The organism is Rubritepida flocculans DSM 14296, assembly GCF_000425365.1.
GTDB classification, from domain to species: Bacteria; Pseudomonadota; Alphaproteobacteria; order Acetobacterales; family Acetobacteraceae; genus Roseococcus; species Roseococcus flocculans.
The window spans coordinates 1-18,527 of record NZ_AUDH01000005.1 but is presented as its reverse complement, the minus strand read 5'-3'; the positions used below and the strand labels follow the sequence as shown (position 1 = coordinate 18,527).

Annotated in this window: 17 protein-coding genes and 1 pseudogene; 12 read left to right on the top strand and 6 right to left on the bottom strand. The window is 74.9% G+C overall.

From position 1 onward, the window contains the following. Nucleotides 1-3: 3 nt before the first annotated feature. Complete coding sequence (locus H596_RS20460; RefSeq protein ID WP_051212516.1) at nucleotides 4-990, top strand: branched-chain amino acid ABC transporter permease; 987 nt, start codon at nucleotides 4-6, stop codon at nucleotides 988-990. A 96-nt stretch (nucleotides 991-1,086) separates the two neighbouring features. On the opposite strand, the gene H596_RS20455 is transcribed toward H596_RS20460, so the two are convergent. The 3 genes from H596_RS20455 to H596_RS0106665 are packed head-to-tail and all read right to left on the bottom strand — an operon-like array spanning nucleotide 1,087 to nucleotide 4,537. Continuing rightward, nucleotides 1,087-2,040: a tripartite tricarboxylate transporter substrate binding protein gene (locus tag H596_RS20455; protein ID WP_051212514.1), complete on the bottom strand. Its 954-nt coding sequence runs from the start codon at nucleotides 2,038-2,040 to the stop codon at nucleotides 1,087-1,089. Nucleotides 2,041-2,090: 50 nt separating this feature from the next. Further along, nucleotides 2,091-3,380: an adenylosuccinate synthase gene (locus H596_RS0106670; protein ID WP_027284224.1), complete on the bottom strand. Its 1,290-nt coding sequence runs from the start codon at nucleotides 3,378-3,380 to the stop codon at nucleotides 2,091-2,093. After that, nucleotides 3,380-4,537, bottom strand: coding sequence for an ATP phosphoribosyltransferase regulatory subunit (locus H596_RS0106665; RefSeq protein WP_027284223.1), 1,158 nt, complete (start codon nucleotides 4,535-4,537; stop codon nucleotides 3,380-3,382). The genes H596_RS0106670 and H596_RS0106665 overlap by 1 nt, the downstream gene beginning before the upstream one ends. Nucleotides 4,538-4,598: 61 nt before the next feature. On the opposite strand from H596_RS0106665, the gene H596_RS0106660 reads away from it, so the two are divergent. Continuing rightward, a complete protein-coding gene (locus tag H596_RS0106660) occupies nucleotides 4,599-5,129 on the top strand; it encodes a hypothetical protein (RefSeq protein ID WP_027284222.1) in 531 nt (176 codons plus the stop codon). 3 nt (nucleotides 5,130-5,132) lie between these two features. On the opposite strand, the gene H596_RS0106655 is transcribed toward H596_RS0106660, so the two are convergent. Both H596_RS0106655 and tpiA read right to left on the bottom strand, forming a co-directional pair. Beyond that, complete coding sequence (locus H596_RS0106655) at nucleotides 5,133-6,257, bottom strand: phosphoserine transaminase (protein WP_027284221.1); 1,125 nt, start codon at nucleotides 6,255-6,257, stop codon at nucleotides 5,133-5,135. A gap of 92 nt (nucleotides 6,258-6,349) precedes the next feature. Further along, nucleotides 6,350-7,087 carry a triose-phosphate isomerase gene (tpiA, locus tag H596_RS0106650; RefSeq protein WP_211225261.1) on the bottom strand — a complete coding sequence of 246 codons (738 nt, stop codon included), beginning with the start codon at nucleotides 7,085-7,087 and terminating at the stop codon, nucleotides 6,350-6,352. A 94-nt stretch (nucleotides 7,088-7,181) separates the two neighbouring features. On the opposite strand from tpiA, the gene H596_RS0106645 reads away from it, so the two are divergent. From H596_RS0106645 to H596_RS0106600, 10 genes and pseudogenes are all read left to right on the top strand, one after another. After that, entirely contained in the window at nucleotides 7,182-9,074 is a 1,893-nt protein-coding gene (locus H596_RS0106645) for a peptidylprolyl isomerase (RefSeq protein WP_084602607.1), read from the top strand. A gap of 1 nt (nucleotide 9,075) precedes the next feature. Next, nucleotides 9,076-10,575, top strand: coding sequence for an anthranilate synthase component I (gene trpE / locus H596_RS0106640; RefSeq protein WP_027284218.1), 1,500 nt, complete (start codon nucleotides 9,076-9,078; stop codon nucleotides 10,573-10,575). An 88-nt stretch (nucleotides 10,576-10,663) separates the two neighbouring features. After that, nucleotides 10,664-12,091: a methyl-accepting chemotaxis protein gene (locus H596_RS0106635; RefSeq protein ID WP_027284217.1), complete on the top strand. Its 1,428-nt coding sequence runs from the start codon at nucleotides 10,664-10,666 to the stop codon at nucleotides 12,089-12,091. Nucleotides 12,092-12,154: 63 nt separating this feature from the next. Then, the gene (locus tag H596_RS0106630; RefSeq protein WP_027284216.1) at nucleotides 12,155-12,730 is read left to right on the top strand and encodes an anthranilate synthase component II; all 576 of its coding nucleotides are present in this window, start codon (nucleotides 12,155-12,157) and stop codon (nucleotides 12,728-12,730) included. Between the two features lie 12 nt (nucleotides 12,731-12,742). Beyond that, nucleotides 12,743-13,738 carry a LysR substrate-binding domain-containing protein gene (locus H596_RS20450; RefSeq protein WP_051212512.1) on the top strand — a complete coding sequence of 332 codons (996 nt, stop codon included), beginning with the start codon at nucleotides 12,743-12,745 and terminating at the stop codon, nucleotides 13,736-13,738. Between the two features lie 31 nt (nucleotides 13,739-13,769). After that, nucleotides 13,770-14,738, top strand: coding sequence for a catechol 2,3-dioxygenase (locus H596_RS0106620; protein WP_027284215.1), 969 nt, complete (start codon nucleotides 13,770-13,772; stop codon nucleotides 14,736-14,738). Beyond that, the gene (locus H596_RS20445; RefSeq protein ID WP_037300364.1) at nucleotides 14,735-15,643 is read left to right on the top strand and encodes an alpha/beta hydrolase; all 909 of its coding nucleotides are present in this window, start codon (nucleotides 14,735-14,737) and stop codon (nucleotides 15,641-15,643) included. Before H596_RS0106620 ends, H596_RS20445 begins: the two co-directional genes overlap by 4 nt. A gap of 18 nt (nucleotides 15,644-15,661) precedes the next feature. After that, complete coding sequence (locus tag H596_RS0106610) at nucleotides 15,662-16,378, top strand: PIG-L deacetylase family protein (RefSeq protein WP_027284214.1); 717 nt, start codon at nucleotides 15,662-15,664, stop codon at nucleotides 16,376-16,378. Next, on the top strand, nucleotides 16,375-17,208 hold the full coding sequence (locus H596_RS0106605) for an ABC transporter substrate-binding protein (RefSeq protein WP_027284213.1): 834 nt from the start codon (nucleotides 16,375-16,377) through the stop codon (nucleotides 17,206-17,208). The genes H596_RS0106610 and H596_RS0106605 overlap by 4 nt, the downstream gene beginning before the upstream one ends. 49 nt (nucleotides 17,209-17,257) lie before the next feature. Next, nucleotides 17,258-17,983, top strand: a pseudogene (locus tag H596_RS0106600) (DUF1932 domain-containing protein); the annotation flags it as partial. Between the two features lie 181 nt (nucleotides 17,984-18,164). Here the strand turns inward: H596_RS0106600 and H596_RS0106595 are convergent. After that, nucleotides 18,165-18,527: transposase (locus H596_RS0106595; RefSeq protein ID WP_027284211.1), on the bottom strand; the 363-nt coding region annotated here is incomplete at its 5' end.

The window sequence follows — 18,527 nt, the reverse complement described above, 5'->3', positions numbered from 1 at the left end:
GACATGGCGGCTCCCGGCGGCTTCTCCGGCACGGATTTCAAGCAGGAAGACACGGTCTTCTTCGGCTTCACGCGCACCCAGCTCGCCGCCTTCGCGATCATGCTGGCGTTCATCGCGATCAGCCCCTTCTTCCTCTATCCCGTCTTCCTCATGAAGGTGCTGTGCTTCGCGCTCTTCGCCTGCGCCTTCAACCTGCTCATCGGCTATGTCGGGCTGCTCAGCTTCGGGCACGCCGCCTATTTCGGGATGGGCGGCTACCTCGCGGGGCATGCGGCGAAGGTCTGGGGCCTGCCGCCCGAGCTCGCCATCCTGATCGGCGGCGCGGTGGGCGCCGGGCTCGGCCTCGTGATCGGCGCCATCGCCATCCGGCGCCAGGGCATCTACTTTGCCATGATCACCCTGGCCTTCGCGCAGATGGTCTATTTCTTCTGCCTGCAGGCCGAGTTCACCGGCGGCGAGGACGGCATCCAGGCCATTCCGCGCGGCGTGCTGTTCGGCGTCTTCGACCTGCGCTCGGACATGACGATGTACTGGGTGGTGGCGGCGGTGTTCCTGATCGGCTTCCTGCTGATCCACCGCATCATCCACTCGCCCTTCGGCATGGTGCTGAAATCCATCCGCGAGAACGAGCCGCGCGCCACCTCGCTCGGCTACCGCACGGACGACTACAAGCTGATGGCCTTCGTCCTCTCGGCCGCGCTCTCGGGCGTGGCGGGCGGGACCAAGGCCATCGTCTTCGGCATCGCGACGCTGACCGACGTGTTCTGGACCATGTCGGGCGAGGTGGTGCTGATGTCGCTGGTCGGCGGGCTCGGCACCATCTTCGGCCCGGTGATGGGCGCGGCCGTGATCATCACCATGCAGAACTACCTCGCGGAGTTTGGCGCATGGGTGACGGTGATCCAGGGCGTGATCTTCGTGCTCTGCGTGCTCGCCTTCCGCCGCGGCATCGTGGGCGAGATCGGCAACTGGCTGCGGGTGCGGCTGTAGCGCCGTGCGGCCTGCCGAGCCGCCTCATACGGTCGGCATGTCATGCCGACCGTATCAAGGGGGCGGGGCGCGAGAAACCGCCCCGCCCCTTTCCCTTCACTCCCGCGGCAGCCGGGGCAGGATGGCGCGGATCGCCGCGCGATCCTCCGCCCAGAAGCGCGCGAAATCGGCCTGGCCGAGCCAGGCCGGCGCCTCGCCGAGCCGCTGCAGCGCCGCCTGCCCGCCCGGGCCTTCGAGGGCGGCCCGCAGCAGCGCCTCCAGCCCCGCCAGTGTCTCGGGCGGCGTCGCCGCCGGCGCGAAGCAGCCGCGCCAGCCGGCGAAGACCAGGTCGGTCCCCGCCTCGCGGAAGGTGGGCGTGGCGGGCAAGGCGGGGTGGCGCGCCTCGGTGGTGATGGCGATGGGGCGGAAGATGGCGCCGCCCCCCTGGTCCAGCACCTGGCCGGGCGGCACGGGAATCAGGTCCACCTGCCCGCCCAGCACGGCGGCCGTGGCCGGGCCCGTGCCCTGGAAGGGCACATGGGTCATCTCGATGCCCGTGGCGGCGGCGAAGCGCTCGGCCACCACATGCGCGAAGCTGAGAATGCCCGGCGTGGCGTAGGTGATGCGCCCCGGCGCGGCGCGCGCGGCCGCCACCACCTCGGCCAGCGTGCCGAAGGCGCCGTTGGGCCGCGTCGCCAGCACGAAAGGCGAGGTGGCGAGCCGCGCGACGGGCGCGAAATCCTCCGCGCGGTACTGGGTGCGCCCCGCCTCCAGCAGGATGGACATGGGCGAGCCGTCGGCCTGCAGCACCACCCCGCCATCGGCCGGCCCCCGCGCCACCGCCAGCGCGCCGATGGTGCCGGATGCTCCGGCGCGGTTCTCCACGATGGCGGCGCGGCTGCCCGAGGCGGTGATCTGCTCGGCCAGCGCGCGCGCCAGCACATCGGCGCTGCCGCCCGGCGGATAGGGCACGACGATCCGCAAGGGCCGCGCCTGGGCGAGGGCCGGCGTGGCGAGGGCGGGCGTGGCGAGGGCGGGCGTGGCGAGCGCGAGCAGCGTGCGGCGATGCATGGTGCGGGTTCCTCCCGGCCACGGAGATTGGCGCGGGAGGCGGCGCGCGCCTACCCCGCGAAAGGATCCCGCAGCGCGATGGTGTCGTCCCGCTCCGGCGAGGTGGAGAGCATCATCACCGGCGCCTCCACCAGCTCCTCGATGCGGCGGATGTATTTCACCGCCTGGGCCGGCAGCTCGGCGTAGCTGCGCGCGCCGCGGGTGGAGCCCGACCAGCCTTCCATCGCCTCGTAGATCGGCTCCGCCGCCGCCTGGGCGCGCATGGCGAAGGGCAGGCGGCGCAGCACCTCGCCGTTCACCCGGTATCCGGTGCAGATCTTCAGCTCCGGCAGCCCGTCCAGCACGTCGAGCTTGGTGAGCACCAGGCCCTGCACGCCGCCGATCTTCACCGCCTGGCGCACCATCGCCGCGTCGAACCAGCCGCAGCGGCGCGGCCGGCCGGTCACGGTGCCGAACTCGCGCCCGCGCTCGCCCAGCAGCCGGCCCGTCGCGTCGTGCAGCTCCGTCGGGAAGGGGCCCGAGCCCACGCGCGTCGTGTAGGCCTTGGCGATGCCGAGCACGAGGCCGATCGCATCCGGCCCCACGCCGCTGCCGGCCGCGGCGTTGCCGGCCACGGTGTTGCTGCTGGTCACATAGGGGTAGGTGCCGTGGTCCACGTCGAGCATCACGGCCTGCGCGCCCTCGAACAGCACGCGCCGGCCCTCGCGCCGGGCGGCGTCCAGCCGCTCCCACACGGGCTCGGCATAGGGCAGCAGCCTGGGCGCCAGCGCCATCAGCGCCTCGAACAGCGCCGCCTTCTCGAAGACCGGCGCGCCGAGGCCGCGCAGCAGCGCATTGTGGTGCAGCAGCAGCTCGTCGAGCTTGGCCGAGACCGTCTCCGGCTCCGCAAGGTCGCAGAGGCGGATGGCGCGCCGGCCCACCTTGTCCTCGTAGGCGGGGCCGATGCCGCGGCCGGTGGTGCCGATCTTGTCCTCGCCGCGCGCCGCCTCGCGCGCGCGGTCCAGCGCGGGATGCAGCGGCAGGATCAGCGGCGCATTCTCGGCGATGCGCAGGTTGTGCGGCCCCACCTCAAGCCCCTGAGCGCGCAGCTTCTCGATCTCGCCCAGCAGCGCGTCGGGATCGAGCACCACGCCGTTGCCGATGATGCCGAGCTTGCCGCGCACGATGCCCGAGGGCAGCAGCGAGAGCTTGTAGGTGTTCCCCCCCACCACCAGGGTGTGCCCGGCATTGTGCCCGCCCTGGAAGCGCACCACGATCTCGGCGCGGCTGGCGAGCCAGTCCACCACCTTGCCCTTGCCCTCGTCGCCCCACTGGGCGCCGATCACGGCGACATTGGCCATCAGTCCGAACCTTCCTGCGTGAGGGGCCGCGCCGCCCGCCCGTCCCAGGCGTGGGAGCAGCGCAGCGCGCGGGGATCATCCGCCGCCGAGAGGGCGGCCACCGTGGCGAAGCCCTGCGCGCGCAGCCCCTCGCCCACGGCCGGAGCGGTGCCGGGCGGCAGGAAGCAGCGCGGCCGGCGCGGCGTGGCCGGCGCGGCGCGCAGCACCGCATCGGGATAGAGCGTCATGCCCGTCGCCGGCTCGTCATTGGCCGAGAGGTAGCGCCCGCCGCGCGCGAGTTCGCCCGTCGCGCCGGGGCCATAGATCGTGAAGGCGACGCCCACATGGTAGCGGAAGCCGCGGAACTCCACCGGGTCGAGCGTGATGCGCAGGCCCGGCGCGCGGCGGGCGATGGCCTCGATCACCTCGCGCGCATTGGCCGCGATGGCGCGCGCGGCCTCGGGCAGCGCCAGCGCCTCCAGCACGCCGAGCGCGGCCGGCGCGGGCCCCGCCGCGGCCAGCAGCGGCGGCAGCAGCCCCGCCACCGGCCCCGCCTCGCCGGCCAGCGCGGCGACGGCCGCCGCGTCCTTGCGGTCGAGGGCGCGGATCAGCCGCCCGGCCAGCGGCGCGCCCAGCCCCGCCGCCTCCAGCAGCGTCTGCGCCATGCGCGGCAGGGTGATGTCGAGGGTGATGCCCGCGATGCCGAGCCGGAAGAGCGCCTCGGCCGCCACCAGCGCCACCTCGGCGTCCGCCTCGGGCGCGGCGCCGCCGATCAGCTCGATGCCGGCCTGGGTGAGCTGCCGGGCGGGCGCGAGCTCGCTGCCGCGCACGCGCAGCACCTGGCCCTCGTAGCAGAGGCGCAGCGGGCGGGGCTGCAGGCCGAGCCGCGTGGCCGCGATGCGCGCCACCTGCGGCGTGATGTCGGCGCGCAGCCCCATCATGCGCTGGCTCACCGGGTCCATCAGGCGGAAGGTCTGCTCCGCCACGGCGGCGCCGGAGCCCGCGAGCAGCCCCTCCTCGAACTCGAGCAGCGGCGGCTCCACCCGCTCGTAGCCGTGGCGGGCGAAGCTCTCCATCAGCGCGGCCACCAGCGCGGCCTCGCGCTCCGCCTCGGGGGGGAGGAGGTCCATCAGGCCGGCCGGCAGCAGGCCGGGCGCCATGGGGGGCGTGTCGTTCATGCCGGCGCTGTGTGGCAGGGGGGTGGTTGGACGGCAAGATGCGCTGGGGCAGGATGCGGCCATGCGCCCGCTGCTCGCCCTGCCCCTGCTGATCGCCGCCTGCGCCGCCGACCCGGTGGCGGACTATCTCGGCGGCGTGGGCGACCCGGTGCGGGGGGCGGCGCTCTACGGGCCGCGCAACCTCGGCGACACCAGCGCCTATGCCGGCGATCCGCGGGGGGCCGCCATCGCCGCCGCGCAGCTCGAGTTCCTGGCGCGCAGCTTCCGCAGCGACCCGCGCTGGGCCCCGGGGACGGACCCCGCCGCCCTCACCGCGCTGGAGGAGGGGCGGCGGGAGATGCGCGCCGCCCTCGGCATCGCCCCCGACGCGCCCGGCGAGGCGGTGGAGCGCGCGCTGCGCGCCGCCGCCGAGGGGCTGGAGGCCGGCAGCCCCGTGCGCGCCGAGGCGGCGCTGAACCTGCCCGAGCTCTTCCCCCTCGGGCCGCGCGAGACGCTGCGCCGCCTGGGCAGCCTTCCGCGGCTGCCCGCCGTGGCGGTGGCGGGCGGGGCGGCGGCGGCCGAGCTCAGCCGGCGGGACATCCGGCGGAACTAGCTCTCAGCCTTTGAGCGCCGCCTCATAGGCCGCGTCCAGCCAGGGCAGGACGCGCGCCACATCCTCGCGCTCCACCGTCGCGCCGCACCACAGGCGCAGCCCGGGCGGGGCGTCGCGGTAATGCGCGGCGTCGAGCGCCACGCCCTCGCGCTCGAGGAAGGCCGCCATCCGCCGCGCCACCTCGGGCTGGCGCTCCGGCGCCAGCGCCTTGAAGCGCAGGCAGACGGAGGTGCAGGAGCGCGTGGCCGGCTCCTCGGCCAGGAAAGCCGCCCAGTCGCTGCGCGCCACCCAGTCCGAGACGAGGGCGAGGTTGCCCTCGGCCCGCGCGATCAGCGCCGGCAGCCCGCCGACCGCCTCGGCCCAGCGCAGCCCGTCCAGCGCGTCCTCCACGCAGAGCAGCGAGGGGGTGTTGATCGTCTCGCCCCGGAAGATCCCCTCGATCAGCTTCCCGCCCTTGGTCAGCCGGAAGATCTTGGGCAGCGGCCAGGGCGGCGTGTGCGATTCGAGCCGCGCCACGGCGCGCGGCGAAAGGGCCAGCATGCCGTGCGCCGCCTCGCCCCCCAGCACCTTCTGCCAGGACCAGGTGACGACATCGAGCCGCTCCCACGGCAGCGCCATGGCGAAGGCCGCGCTGGTGGCGTCGCAGATGGCGAGCCCCTCGCGGTCGGGCGCGATCCAGCCGCCATCGGGCAGCCGCACGCCCGAGGTGGTGCCGTTCCAGACGAAGACCACGTCCCGCGCCCAGTCCACCGCCGCGAGATCGGGCAGCCGGCCATAGGGCGCGCGCAATATCCGGACATCGGGCAGGCGGAGCTGCTCGGCGATGTCGGCCGCCCATTCGCCCGAGAAGCTCTCCCAGACCGGCACATCCACCCCGCGGGGGCCGAGCAGCGACCACAGCGCCATCTCCACCGCCCCCGTGTCCGAGGCGGGCACGACGCCGAGCCGCCAGTCCTCGGGCATGCCCAGGATGGCGCGGGAGCGCGCGATCACCTCCGCGATGCGCGCCTTGGGTGCGGCGGCGCGGTGGCTGCGGCCGAGCAGCGCGCCCTCGAGCGCCGCGAGCGAAAAGCCGGGCCGCTTCGCGCAGGGGCCGGAGGAGAAATGGGGGCGTTCGGGCTTCAGCATGGCCGCGGTGGTGGCACGCGCCCGCGCCCCCGGCAACGGGGCCTGCCCGTCCAGGGGCGGCATGCCATGCCGCCCGCATCAGACCGCCCGCCTCAGCCCGGCACGGCGCGGGCGATGGCCAGGAAATCCGCCGCCACCAGCGAGGCCCCGCCGACCAGCGCGCCGTCCACATCGGGCAGGGCGAGGATGGCCGCCGCATTGCCCGGCTTCACCGAGCCGCCATAGAGCAGCCGCGTGCTCCGCGCCGAGGGGCCGAAGCGCTCCACCAGCGCGCGGCGGAGGGTGGCGTGGATGGCCGCGATCTCCTGCTCGCCGGGCGTGCGCCCCGTGCCGATGGCCCAGACCGGCTCATAGGCGATGATCCCGCCCGCCGTGACGAAGCCATAGGGCACCGAGCCGGCGAGCTGCTTCTCCACCACCGAATCGGCGAGGCCGGCGAGGCGCTCCGCCTCCGTCTCGCCCACGCAGACGATGGGCACGAGGCCCGCCCCCAGCGCCGCCTCGGTCTTGGCGAGCACCGCCGCGTCGTTCTCGCCGTGGTCCATTCGGCGCTCCGAATGGCCGAGGATGACATGGGTGGCCCCCGCGTCGCGCAGCATGGCGGCGCTGACATCGCCCGTGTGCGCGCCGCGCTGGGCGGCGTGGCAGTCCTGCGCACCGACGGCGACGCGGCTGCCCAGCAGGCTCACCGCCACGGCGTGGATGTGCGGAAAGGGCGGGCAGACCAGCAGATCCACCCCCTCCGCCCCCTCGCGCAGCGCCTCGGCCAGCTTCACGGCCTCGCGCAGCGTGCCGTGCATCTTCCAGTTGCCGGCGATGAGCGGGCGGATCCCGGGCGTCATGGGGGCGTTCTCCCTTCCTTCCGCTCCGGGATAGCCCAGCGCGCCGTTTGGCAACAGCCCGCCGACCCGCTATGCGCGCGGCATGATGATGTGGATGCGCCGGCTGGCCGGCACCTGGTTCGCGAAGGCGCTCTTCGTCCTGCTGATCCTCTCCTTCGCCGTGTGGGGGATCGAGGACATGGTGCGCAACATCGGCCGCGACGACGCGGTGGCGCGCGTCGGCGGCGAGGCGATCGAGGTGGGCGAGGCGCAGGAGGCGGCGCGGCGCGAACTCCAGCGCATCACCCGCGCCCTGCAGGGCGGCTTCGAGCCCGACCAGCGCATCCGCCGCGCCATCGCCGAGCAGGCGGTGGAGGGGCTGGTGCTCGACCGGCTGACGCGGCAGGAGGCGGCGCGGCTCGGCGTGACGGTGCCCGATCAGGCGGTGCGCAACTACGTCTTCCAGATCACCGGCTTCCAGGGGCCGGACGGGCGCTTCTCCCGCGAGATGTTCAACGCCTTCCTGCGCAACAACGAACTCACCGAGGCGGGCTTCCTCGCCCTGCTGCGCGCCGACCTCGCGCGGCAGCAGATCGCGGGCGCGGTGCGCGCCGGCGCCGCCCTGCCCGAGGCCGCGGCGCGCCCGCTGCTCGGCTGGCAGCTCGAGCAGCGCAGCGTCACCCTCGTGGAGCTGCCCTTCGCCGAGGCGCCCGATCCGGGAGAGCCCGGCGAGGCGCAGCTCGCCCGCTTCCACGAGAACAACGCGGCCCTCTTCTCCACCCCCGAATACCGGGAGGTGGCGGTGGCGGTGCTGAACGCCGAGCGCATGATCGCCGCCGTCGAGGTGAGCGAGCGCGAGATCGAGGACGCCTACGCCGCGCATCGCTCCCGCTACGAGACGCCCGAGCGCCGGCGCGTGCTGCAGGCCCTGCTGCCCGACGAGGCGCGCGCCCGGGCGCTGGCCGGGCGCTGGAGCGCCGACACGCCCTTCGCCGAGATCGAGGCCGCCGCGCGCGAGGCGGGCGGCAGCGCGAGCGACCTCGGCCTCTCCTCCGCCGCCGATCTGCCCATCCCGGCCCTCGCCCAGGCCGCCTTCGCCCTCGCGCCCGAGACGGTCTCCGCCCCCATCCGCTCGCCCTTCGGCTGGCATGTGCTGCGGGTGACGGAGGTCGAGCCCGGCATGCGGCGGGAACTGGGCGAGGTGCGCGAGGAGCTGCGCCAGGAGATCGCCGCCGAGCGCGCCGCCGATCTCGCCTTCGAGCGCGCCAACCGCATCGAGGACGCGCTGGCCGCGCGCACGCCCCTCGAGGAGATCGCGCGGCGCTACGATCTCGGCTTCGCCACCGCGACCCTGGACGCGCGCGGCCTGACCCCCGAGGGCGAGCCCGCCGCCCTGCCGGTGGCGGACGCCGCGCGCAACGCCGCCATCGCGCGCATCTTCGCGCTCGACCGCAACGCCGAGATCCGGCTGCTCGAGGGCCCCTGGGGCTTCATGGCCGTGCAGATCCGCGAGGTGATCCCGCCCCGGCTGCGCCCGCTCGAGACGGTGCGCGCGGAGGTGACGGCCGCCTGGATCGCCGATCAGCGCCGCCGCCACCAGGAGGAGCGCGCGGCCGCGCTGCTCGCCGCCACGCGGGCGGGGCAAAGCCTCGCCGCCGCCGCCGAGGCCGCCGGCGCGCGGCCGGAGGAGCTCGGCCCCTTCCCGCGCAGCCCGGGCGGCGGCAACCCCATGCCGCGCGACCTGCTGGCGCCCAGCTTCGAACTGCCCGCCGGCGGCGTGACCATGGTGCCGCGCGCGCAGTCCTTCGCGGTGATCCAGCTCCTCGGCGTCACGCGGCCCGAGCCGCCCGACCTCGCCGAGCAGCTCGCCGCCCTGCGGCGCGAGGGGGCGCAGGCGGTGGCCGAGGATCTGGAAACCCAGCACCAGGCCGCGCTGCGCGCGCGCGCCGATGTGCGCATCAACCCGCGCCTGCTCGAGCGCGTGGCGGGGAACTGAGATGAGCGGGCCCGACGCCGCCTTCCGCGAGGCCTTCGCCCGCGGCGAGAACCAGCTCCTGACGCGCGAGCGGGTGGCCGATCTGGAAACCCCGGTCGGCGCCTTCCTCAAGCTCGCCGAAGGCAGGCCGCACGCCTTCCTGCTGGAGAGCGTGGAGGGGGGCGCGGCGCGCGGGCGCTTCTCGGCCATCGGCTTCGCGCCCGACCTCGTCTGGCGCTGCCGGGCGGGGGTGGCGGAGTGCAACACCCAGTTCCTCGCGGCGCCGCACGCCTTCGAGCCGGAGGAGGGGCCGCCGCTCGAGGCGCTCGCGCGGCGCGTCGCCGCCATCCGCATGCGGCTGCCGCCCGGCGTGCCGCCCATCGCGGCCGGCCTGTTCGGCTATCTCGGCTACGACATGGTGCGGCAGATGGAGCGGCTGCCGAGCCTCAAGCCCGATGTGCTCGGCATCCCCGAGGCGGTGCTGGTGCGCCCCACCCTCATCGCCGTCTTCGACCATGTGCGCGACGCGCTGACCCTCGCCACCCCCGTCTGGGCCGAGCCGGGCGGCGACGCCGAGGCCGCCTGGGCGCGCGCGCAGCAGCGGCTGGACGACGCGGAGGCCGCGCTCTCGCGCCCCCTGCCCCGCCCCGCCCCGCCCGCGCGGCTGCCGCCGCCGCCCGCGCCGGCCTCGAACTTCACGCCCGAGGCCTACATGGCCGCGGTGGAGCGCGCGCGCGACTACATCCGCGCCGGCGACGCCTTCCAGATCGTGCCCTCGCAGCGCTTCGAGGCGCCCTTCGCCCTGCCGCCCTTCGCGCTCTACCGCGCGCTGCGGCGCATCAACCCCGCCCCCTACCTGTTCTTCTTCGACCATGGCGGCTTCGCCGTCGTCGGCGCCTCGCCCGAAATCCTGGTCAGCGTGAAGGACGGCGAGGTGACCATCCGCCCGCTCGCCGGCACGCGCCGGCGCGGCGCGACCCCGGAGGAGGACGCCGCGCTGGAGGCCGAGCTTCTGGCCGACCCCAAGGAGCGCGCCGAGCACCTGATGCTGCTCGACCTCGGGCGCAACGATGTGGGCCGTGTGGCCGCCATCGGCAGCGTGCGCGTCACCGCGCAGTTCCGCATCGAGCGCTACAGCCAGGTGATGCACATCGCCTCCGAGGTGCGCGGGCGGCTGCGTCCGGGCCTGAGCGCGCTCGATGCGCTGGTCGCGGGGTTTCCGGCCGGCACCCTCTCCGGCGCGCCCAAGGTGCGGGCGATGGAGATCATCGAGGAGCTGGAGCCCTCGCGCCGCGGCCTCTACGCGGGCGGTGTGGGCTATTTCGGCGTGGACGGCAACATGGACGTGTGCATCGCGCTGCGCACGGCGCTGGTGAAGGAGGGCCGGCTCTACGTGCAGGCGGGCGCGGGGGTGGTGGCCGATTCCGACCCGCGCGCCGAGCACGAGGAATGCGTGCAGAAGGCCAAGGCGCTGTTCCGCGCGGCGGAGGAGGCGGTGCGCTTCGCCGCCTCGGGGGGCTGAAGGCGCGCCGCGTCAACGGCTTGGCAAGCATCTCCGGGGCATGGCTCGGGCCGGGGCGCGGCGCGCCCCGTCTGGAGACACGTCCCGCATGAACGCACTCGCCCCGCCCGCCCCGGCCGAGCCGCCGGCCGCCTCCCCCGCCGCCGATCCGGCCGCCGAGATCGAACCCCTCCTCCAGCGGCTCGAATCGCCCCTGCCCTTCGGCCGGCAGGCTGCGGTGGCGCGGCTGCGCCAGCTCCTCGCCCGGCGCCCGGCGCCCGCCGCCCCCGCTGTCGCCGCCCAGCCCCCCTCCGAGCGCGAGGAGGCGGCCGAGAACGCCCGCAGCTTCGAGACGCTGATCGCCCTGGTCGGGGCGGAGGCCGAAAGCGCCATCCTCAGCGCGCGCATCTTCTCCGAGCTGCGCGAGCAGGAGGCACAGCTCACCGAGATCAGCGCCGCCACGCGCCAGCTCGTCTCCGCCGCGGGGGAGATGGCCGGCGAGGCCGACGCCGTGGCCCGCGACGTGGCCGCCGCCGAGGCCGACGCCGTGGCGGGCCGCGACACGGCCGGCGAGGCGCTGGCGGAGATGCGCCGCCTCGCCGCCCAGGTGCAGGACGCCGAGGACAAGGTGCGCAGCATGGCCGGCACCCTGGCCCGCATCGCCGAGACGGCGCGCATGATCGAGCAGGTGGCGGCGCAGACCAACCTTCTCGCGCTCAACGCCACCATCGAGGCGGCGCGCGCGGGCGAGGCGGGCAAGGGCTTCGCGGTGGTCGCCTCGGAGGTGAAGAACCTCTCCGCCCAGACCACCCACGCCACCGAGGACATCCGCCGCGTCGTCGCCGCGCTGCGGGCGGAGATGGAGGCCGTCACGACGGCCACCGGCCTCGCCGCCGGCGCGGCCGGGACGGTGGAGGAGCGCATCGCCGGGCTCTCCGGCGCCTCGGAGCGCCTGGCCGGCTCCATGGGCGATTCCGCGCGCAGCATGCAGCGCATCTCCGAGCTGCTGGCCGAGCAGCGCGGGGCCGCCCAGGCGCTGGCCGAGAACGTGGCGGGCGCGGCCGCGCGCTCGGCCGATGTGCTCGGCGCGGCGAAGGAGGGGGTGGAGGCGCGCCGCGCCTCCGAGGCGCTGGCGCTGCGCCATGTGAACGCCCTCTATGAGCGCCCCATCCCGCACAAGGTGCTGCGCATCGCCCGGCTCGACCACCTGCTCTGGAAGAAGCGGCTGGGCGACATGCAGGCGGGGCTGCTCGCCCTCAAGCCCGACGAGCTCGTCTCGGACGAGGCCTGCCGCCTCGGCAAATGGTATTTCGGCCCGGCCAGCCTGCCCTACCGCAAGCTGCCCGCCTATGCCGCGCTGGCCGCGCCGCACAAGGCCGTCCATGTCCACGGCAAGGCGGCGGCCGAGGCCTTCGCGCGCGGCGAGCGCGCCGCGGTGGCGCGCGAGTTCGACGCGATGCAGCAGGCCTCCGTCGAGGTGCTGCGCCGCCTCGATGAGCTGATCGCCCAGGCCGAGGCGTCGGGCGTGAAGGGCTGAGGCCGGCGCCGACCAGGACGTGCCGCGCTTGACCGCGGCCCGCCCCTGCCGGACCCTGCGGCCATGCTCCTGCTCATCGACAACTACGACAGCTTCACCTTCAACCTCTACCACTTCCTGGGCGATCTGGGCGTGGAGCCGGTGGTGGCGCGCAACGACGCCATCACCGTGCAGGAGGCGATGCGCGCCTCGGCCATCGTGCTCTCGCCCGGCCCCTGCACGCCCAACGAGGCGGGGATCTGCCTGCCGCTGATCGCCGCGGCGGCGGAGGCGAAGCTGCCGCTGCTCGGCGTCTGCCTCGGCCACCAGGCCATCGGCCAGGCCTTCGGCGGGCGGGTGATCCGCGCGCCCGAGCCCGTCCACGGCAAGGTGTGGGAGGTCTCGCACCATGGCGAGGATCTCTTCGCCGGGCTGCCCTCGCCGCTGCGCGCCACGCGCTACCACTCGCTGGTGGTGGAGCGCGCGACGCTGCCGGCCGATCTCGCCATCACCGCCGAGACCTCGGACGGGCTGATCATGGGCCTCGCGCACCGCGCCCTGCCCATCCATGGCGTGCAGTTCCACCCCGAGAGCATCGCCTCCGAGCACGGGCACGGCATCCTGCGCAACTTCCTCGCCCGCGCCCGGCTGCCGGCCTGAGGGCGGGCGCGCGTGCCGGGCCGCCATCTCGACCGGCGCCTGAAGCCCGCGCAGTTGCGGCTGGTCGAGGCGCTCGCCACCCATGGCAGCCTGCTCAAGGCCTCGGCCGCGCTGGGGCTCGGCCAGCCCGCGCTGACCCGCGCCCTGCGGGAGCTGGAGGCGCTGGCCGGCCATCGCCTGTTCGAGCGCCACGCGCGCGGCGTGCGGCCCACCGAGGCGGGGGTGCTGATGATCCGCGAAGCGCGGGCGCTGCTCGCCCTGCTGCGCCGGCTGGACGAGGCGCTGGACGGGGTGGCCGGCGCGGCCACGGGGCGGCTTGCGCTCGGCGTGCTGCCGGTCGCCTCGGTGGGCGTGCTGCCCGGGGCGCTGGCGCGCCTCTCCGCCACGCATCCGGGGCTGCGGCTGCGCCTCGAGGAGGGGCGGACGGAGGAGCTGCTGCCCCGCCTCGCCGCGCGGGAGATCGACCTGGTGGTGGGCCGGCTCTACGAGCCGCCTTTGCCCGACGGATTCCTGCGCCGGCCCATGTGGGAGGAGCCGCTCGCCGTCATCGCGCGCGCGGGCCATCCGCTGCGCCGGCGGCGCGGCCCGCTGCCGGGCGCGGCGCTGGCGCGCCACCCGCTGCTGCTGCCCACCACGAGCCAGCGCCTGGGCCAGGAGATCGAGCGCTTCCTCGGCGCGCTCGGCCTCTCGGGCGAGGCGGCGCTGCGCAGCTCCTCCCACGGCTTCATCCGCGAGATGCTGCTGGGCGGCGAGGCGCTGGCGGTGATGCCGCGCCACCTGGTGCTGGGCGATCTGCTGCGCGGGGCGCTCTGCGCGCTGCCGGTGGCGGCGGCCGGCCCGCCCCGCCCCGCGGGCGTGATCATGCCGCCCGACCCGCCGCCCTCGCCCGCCGCCCGCGCCTTCCTCGACGCCCTCTCGGCGCATCTCGCCGAGGTGGCGCAGGCCATGCCGGAATCTCATAGCTCCCGACCGCGAAGCGATGGGACGCGCCGGCGCCCACGCGGCTAGGGTGGCGCGCGTTCGAGCGGGAGGAAGCGCCATGGAGCAGGAGCCGGTGATGGATGTCGCGCATCTTGGCCATGTCGAGCTGCTGACGCCGAGGCCCGCCGAATCCCTCGCCTTCTTCCGCGACGTGATGGGCATGACGGTCAGCGGCGAGGAGGGCGCTTCCGTCTTCCTGCGCGGCTTCGACGATTACGAGCGCTACTCGCTGGTGCTCACGGCCTCCGCCAGCTCCGGCCTCGGCCATGCCGCCTTCCGCACGCGCAGCGCCGCCGCGCTCGAGCGCCGCCGCGCCGCGCTGGAGGCAGAGGGCTGCACGGTGCGGGAAGTGCCGAGGAGCTTCGGCCACGGCAAGGCCTATCGCTTCCTCGACCCCGACGGGCACGTCTTCGAGCTCTACTGGGAGACGGAATGGTACGAGGCCCCGCCCGACCGCCGCCCCGCGCTGAAGAACCAGGCCGAACGCTACCCGGCGCGCGGCGTGAACGTGCGCCGGATCGATCACTTCAACTGCCTCGCCGTGGACGTGCGGCGCTGCCGCGAGTTCTTCGAGCGCACGCTCGGCCTGCGCTGCACCGAGCGCATAGAGCTCGACAGCGGCGAGGAGGCGGGCATGTGGCTCACCGCCACCAACAAGTCCTACGACTTCGCCTTCACGAAGGAGGCGCACGGCGTGCCCGGGCGCTTCCACCACCTCACCTTCGCCCTGGACAGCCGCGAGGCCGTGCTGCAGGCCGCCGACGCCTTCCTCGAGGCCGGCGTCTTCATCGAGACGGGCCCGCACAAGCACGCCGTGCAGCAGACCTTCTTCCTCTACGTCTACGAGCCGGGCGGCAACCGCATCGAGGTGGCGCATGCGGGGGCGCGCCTCGTCCTCGCGCCGGACTGGAGGACGATCACCTGGACCGAGACGGAGCGGAAGAAGGGCCAGGCCTGGGGCCTCAAGACCATCGAGAGCTTCCACACCCACGGCACGCCGCCGCTGCCGGAGGGAAAAGCAGGATGATGGGCCGCCTGCTCGCCCTTGCGGTGCTCGCCGCCACTCCGGCGCACGCCCAGTTCAGCGCCCTGCCCGAGGAGGCGCGCGCGGCCATCGCGCGCATCGGTCCGGCCATGGGGCCGGAGGCGGTGGCGGCCACCGGCGCCGCGCTGGCCCCCGTCATCCCCGCCCCCGGGGTCGCCGCCCTGCGCGACCTGCGCTATGGCGAGGACCCGCGGCATCGCCTCGACGTCTTCACGCCCGGCGCGGGGGCGCGGCCCGTGCTGGTCTTCGTGCATGGCGGCGGCTTCGTGGGCGGGGACAAGACGCGCCCCGGCGTCCACTACTACGACAACATCGCCGCCTGGGCCGCCCGCCAGGGCTGGGTGGGCGTGAACATCACCTACCGGCTCGCGCCGCAGCACCCCTTTCCCGCGGCGCGCGAGGACGTCGCGGCCGCGATCGCCTGGCTGCGCGCGCACATCGCGGCGCATGGCGGCGACCCCGCGCGGATCATCCTCATGGGCCAGTCAGCCGGGGCGGCGCATGTGGCGGATTACCTCGCCTCGCGCGCCGAGGCGCCAGGCGTGGCGGCGGGCGCCCTCGTCTCGGGCGTCTATGACGTGGCGCGCTATCCCCGCGCCGCCACCACCCGCGCCTATTACGGCGAGGACGAGGCGCTGCTCGCCGCGCGCTCGGCCCTGCCCGGGCTCGCGCGGCTTTCCATCCCGCTGCTGATCGCGCGCGCGGGCAGCGAGCCGGAGCCCTTCCGCGCCCAGGCCGCGCTGCTCAGCGATGCGCTGTGCGCCGCCCGCACCCCCTGCCCCGCGATCCTGGAACTCGATGGGCACAACCACTTCTCGACCGTCTTCGCGATCGGCAGCGCGGACCGCGCGCTGACCGACGCGCTGCTCGGCCTGCTTCCACGCTGAACAACGGGACATGACCCCATGAGCCAGACCGCCCTCGTCGTCTCCGCCCATTCCGCCGATTTCGTCTGGCGCGCGGGCGGGGCCATCGCGCTGCACGCCGCGCGCGGCTGGCAGGTCACGGTGGTCTGCCTCAGCTATGGCGAGCGCGGGGAGAGCGCCAAGCTCTGGCGCCAGCCGGGGATGACGCTCGAGCGCGTGAAGCAGGAGCGCGAGGCCGAGGCGCGCCGCGCCGCCGAGGTGCTGGGCGTGCACGACATCCAGTTCTGGGATCTCGGCGACTATCCCATCAACCTGACCGAGGCCGCCTTCTACCGCCTGGTGGACCTCTACCGCGCCCTGCATCCGCGCTTCGTGCTGACGCACAGCAAGGAGGACATCTACAACCACGACCACCCGCGCGTGACGGAGTTCGCCCAGCACGCGCGCATCACCGCCCAGGCGCATGGCCACAACCCGGGGCAGAAGGTGCTGGGCGCGCCGCCCGTCTTCCTCTTCGAGCCGCACCAGCCCGAGCAGTGCGAGTGGAAGCCCGATGTGCTGCTCGACATCTCGCCCGTCTGGGAGAAGAAGCGCGCCGCCATCGAGTGCATGGCCGGGCAGGAGCATCTGTGGGAGTACTACACCCGCGTCGCCCTGCAGCGCGGCGCGCAGGCCGCGCGCAACAGCGACAAGGCGATCAAGTGGGGAGAGGGCTACCAGTCCGTCTTCCCCCATGTGCTGGACAGCCTGGGGTGAGCGCGCTCTCGCTCGCCATCGGCCGCACGCCGCGCAGCGCGGCGCTGCTGGACGCGCCGCCCGAGGGTGTCGCGGTCGTGGCGGTGCAGCCCGTCAGCCGCGCCTTCGCCCCCATGCTGCGCGAAGGCCGCTACGACCTGAGCGAGATGGCGATCGCGAGCTTCCTCATGGCGCGCGCGGCGGGGCTGCCCGTGGTGCTGCTGCCCTGCGTGCTGGCTGCCCGCGCGCAGGAGGGCTCGCTGCTCTGTCGCGCGGATTCGCCGCTGCGCGGCCCCGGGGATCTGCGCGGGGCCCGCATCGGCGTGCGCGCCTACAGCCAGACCACGGGGATGTGGCTGCGCGGGGTTCTGGCCGAAGGATACGGCCTCGCGCCCGCCGCGATGCGCTGGATCACCTTCGAGGAGGCGCATGTGGCGGGCTTCCGCGACCCGCCCTTCTGCACGCGCGCGCCCGAGGGCGCCTCGCTCGAGGCGATGCTGCGCGAGGGCGCGCTGGATGCCGCCATCTTCGGCAGCGACGCGCCGGCCGATGCGGCGCTGCGCTGCGTCTTTCCCGACCCCGCCGCCGAGGCCGCCGCCTTCCGCGCCGCGCACGGCTTCACGCCCGTCAACCACCTGCTCATCGCCCGCCGCGAGGTCGCGGCCGCGCGCGCGGAGGAGATCGCGCGGCTGCTCGCGGCGCTGGCCGCCTCGGGCGCGGAGGTGACGACGCGCGCGGCCCTCGCCCCCGCCCTCGCCCTCGCCTCGGCCTGGTGCGCGGCGCAGGGGCTCATCCCCCGCCCGCTCGGCCTCGAGGAGATCTGGGCCGGCACGCCCGAGCGCTTCGCCTGATGGAGGAGACCGCCATGACCATCCGCACCGCGCCGGGGCGCGCCCCGGGATGATGCGCCTCGCCCTCATCGGCCTCGGCGAGGTGGGCGGCCTCTTCGCGCGCGACCTCGCCGCGCGGGGCGCGCCGCCGCTCGCCGCCTACGACATCCGCCAGGGCGAGGCGGATTCCGCCCCCGCGCGCCAGGCCCGCGCGCTCGGCCTGCCGCTCGCGCCCTCGGCCGCCGAGGCGGCGCGCGGGGCGGAGCTCGTGATCTGCGCCGTCACCGCCGGCCGCGCCGAGGAGGCGGCGCGCGCCGCCGCCCCCGGCCTCTCGCCCGGCGCGCTCTACATGGACGTGAACTCCGTCTCGCCCGCAACCAAGGCGGCGATCGCCGCCATCGTCGAGGCCACGGGCGCGCGCTTCCTCGAGGCGGCGGTGATGACGAGCGTGCCGCCGCACGGCATGCGCGCGCCCATGCTGCTGGGCGGCCCGCACGCGGCGGCGGCGCTGCCCGCCCTCGCCGCGCTCGGCTTCCGCGCGGAGCTGTTCTCGGAGGAGATCGGCCGCGCCTCGGCGGTGAAGATGTGCCGCAGCGTGATGATCAAGGGGCTGGAGGCGCTGGTGACGGAATGCCTGCTCGCCGCCCGCCATTACGGGGTGGAGCAGCCGGTGCTCGCGAGCCTCGCCGACACGCTGCCGCACCCCGACTGGGCGGCGCAGGCGCGCTACATGATGGGCCGCGCGTTGCAGCATGGCCGCCGCCGCGCCGAGGAGATGCGCGAGGTGGCGCGCACCGTGGCCGAGGCCGGGCTCTCTCCGCTGCAGAGCGCCGCCACCGCCGAGCGGCAGGACTGGGCGGCGGATTTGCGCGGCCGCCTGCCCCCCGAGGCGCTGCGCGAGGAGGATCTCGGCCGGCTGCTCGATGCGCTGCGCGCGGCGCTGGATCTGCGGGCGCAGCCCGGCGCCTAGAGCATTTTCACATCATCCGTAGATAACCTGAGTGGGCGAAGTGGTTCGCGCACTCTTTCGGTGTGAAGGCGTCGAGGCTCTGGCCGATGGTGTTCCACAAGGCCTCGATGTCCCTGGGCGCGGCGGCGCGGACGAGGTTCTTGAGCTTGGCGAAGACCTGCTCGATGGGGTTCATGTCGGGCGAATAGGGCGGCAGGTGGCGCAGTTCGGCACCGCGCGCCTCGATGGCGGCGCGCACGCCCGGTGACTTGTGGCATCGCAGATTGTCGCAGATCACTATGTCGCCGGGCGCAAGCGCGGGCGCTAGGTGCTGCTCGACATAGGCCCGAAAGGTGATGCCGTTCATCGGGTGGTCGATGACCAGCGGGGC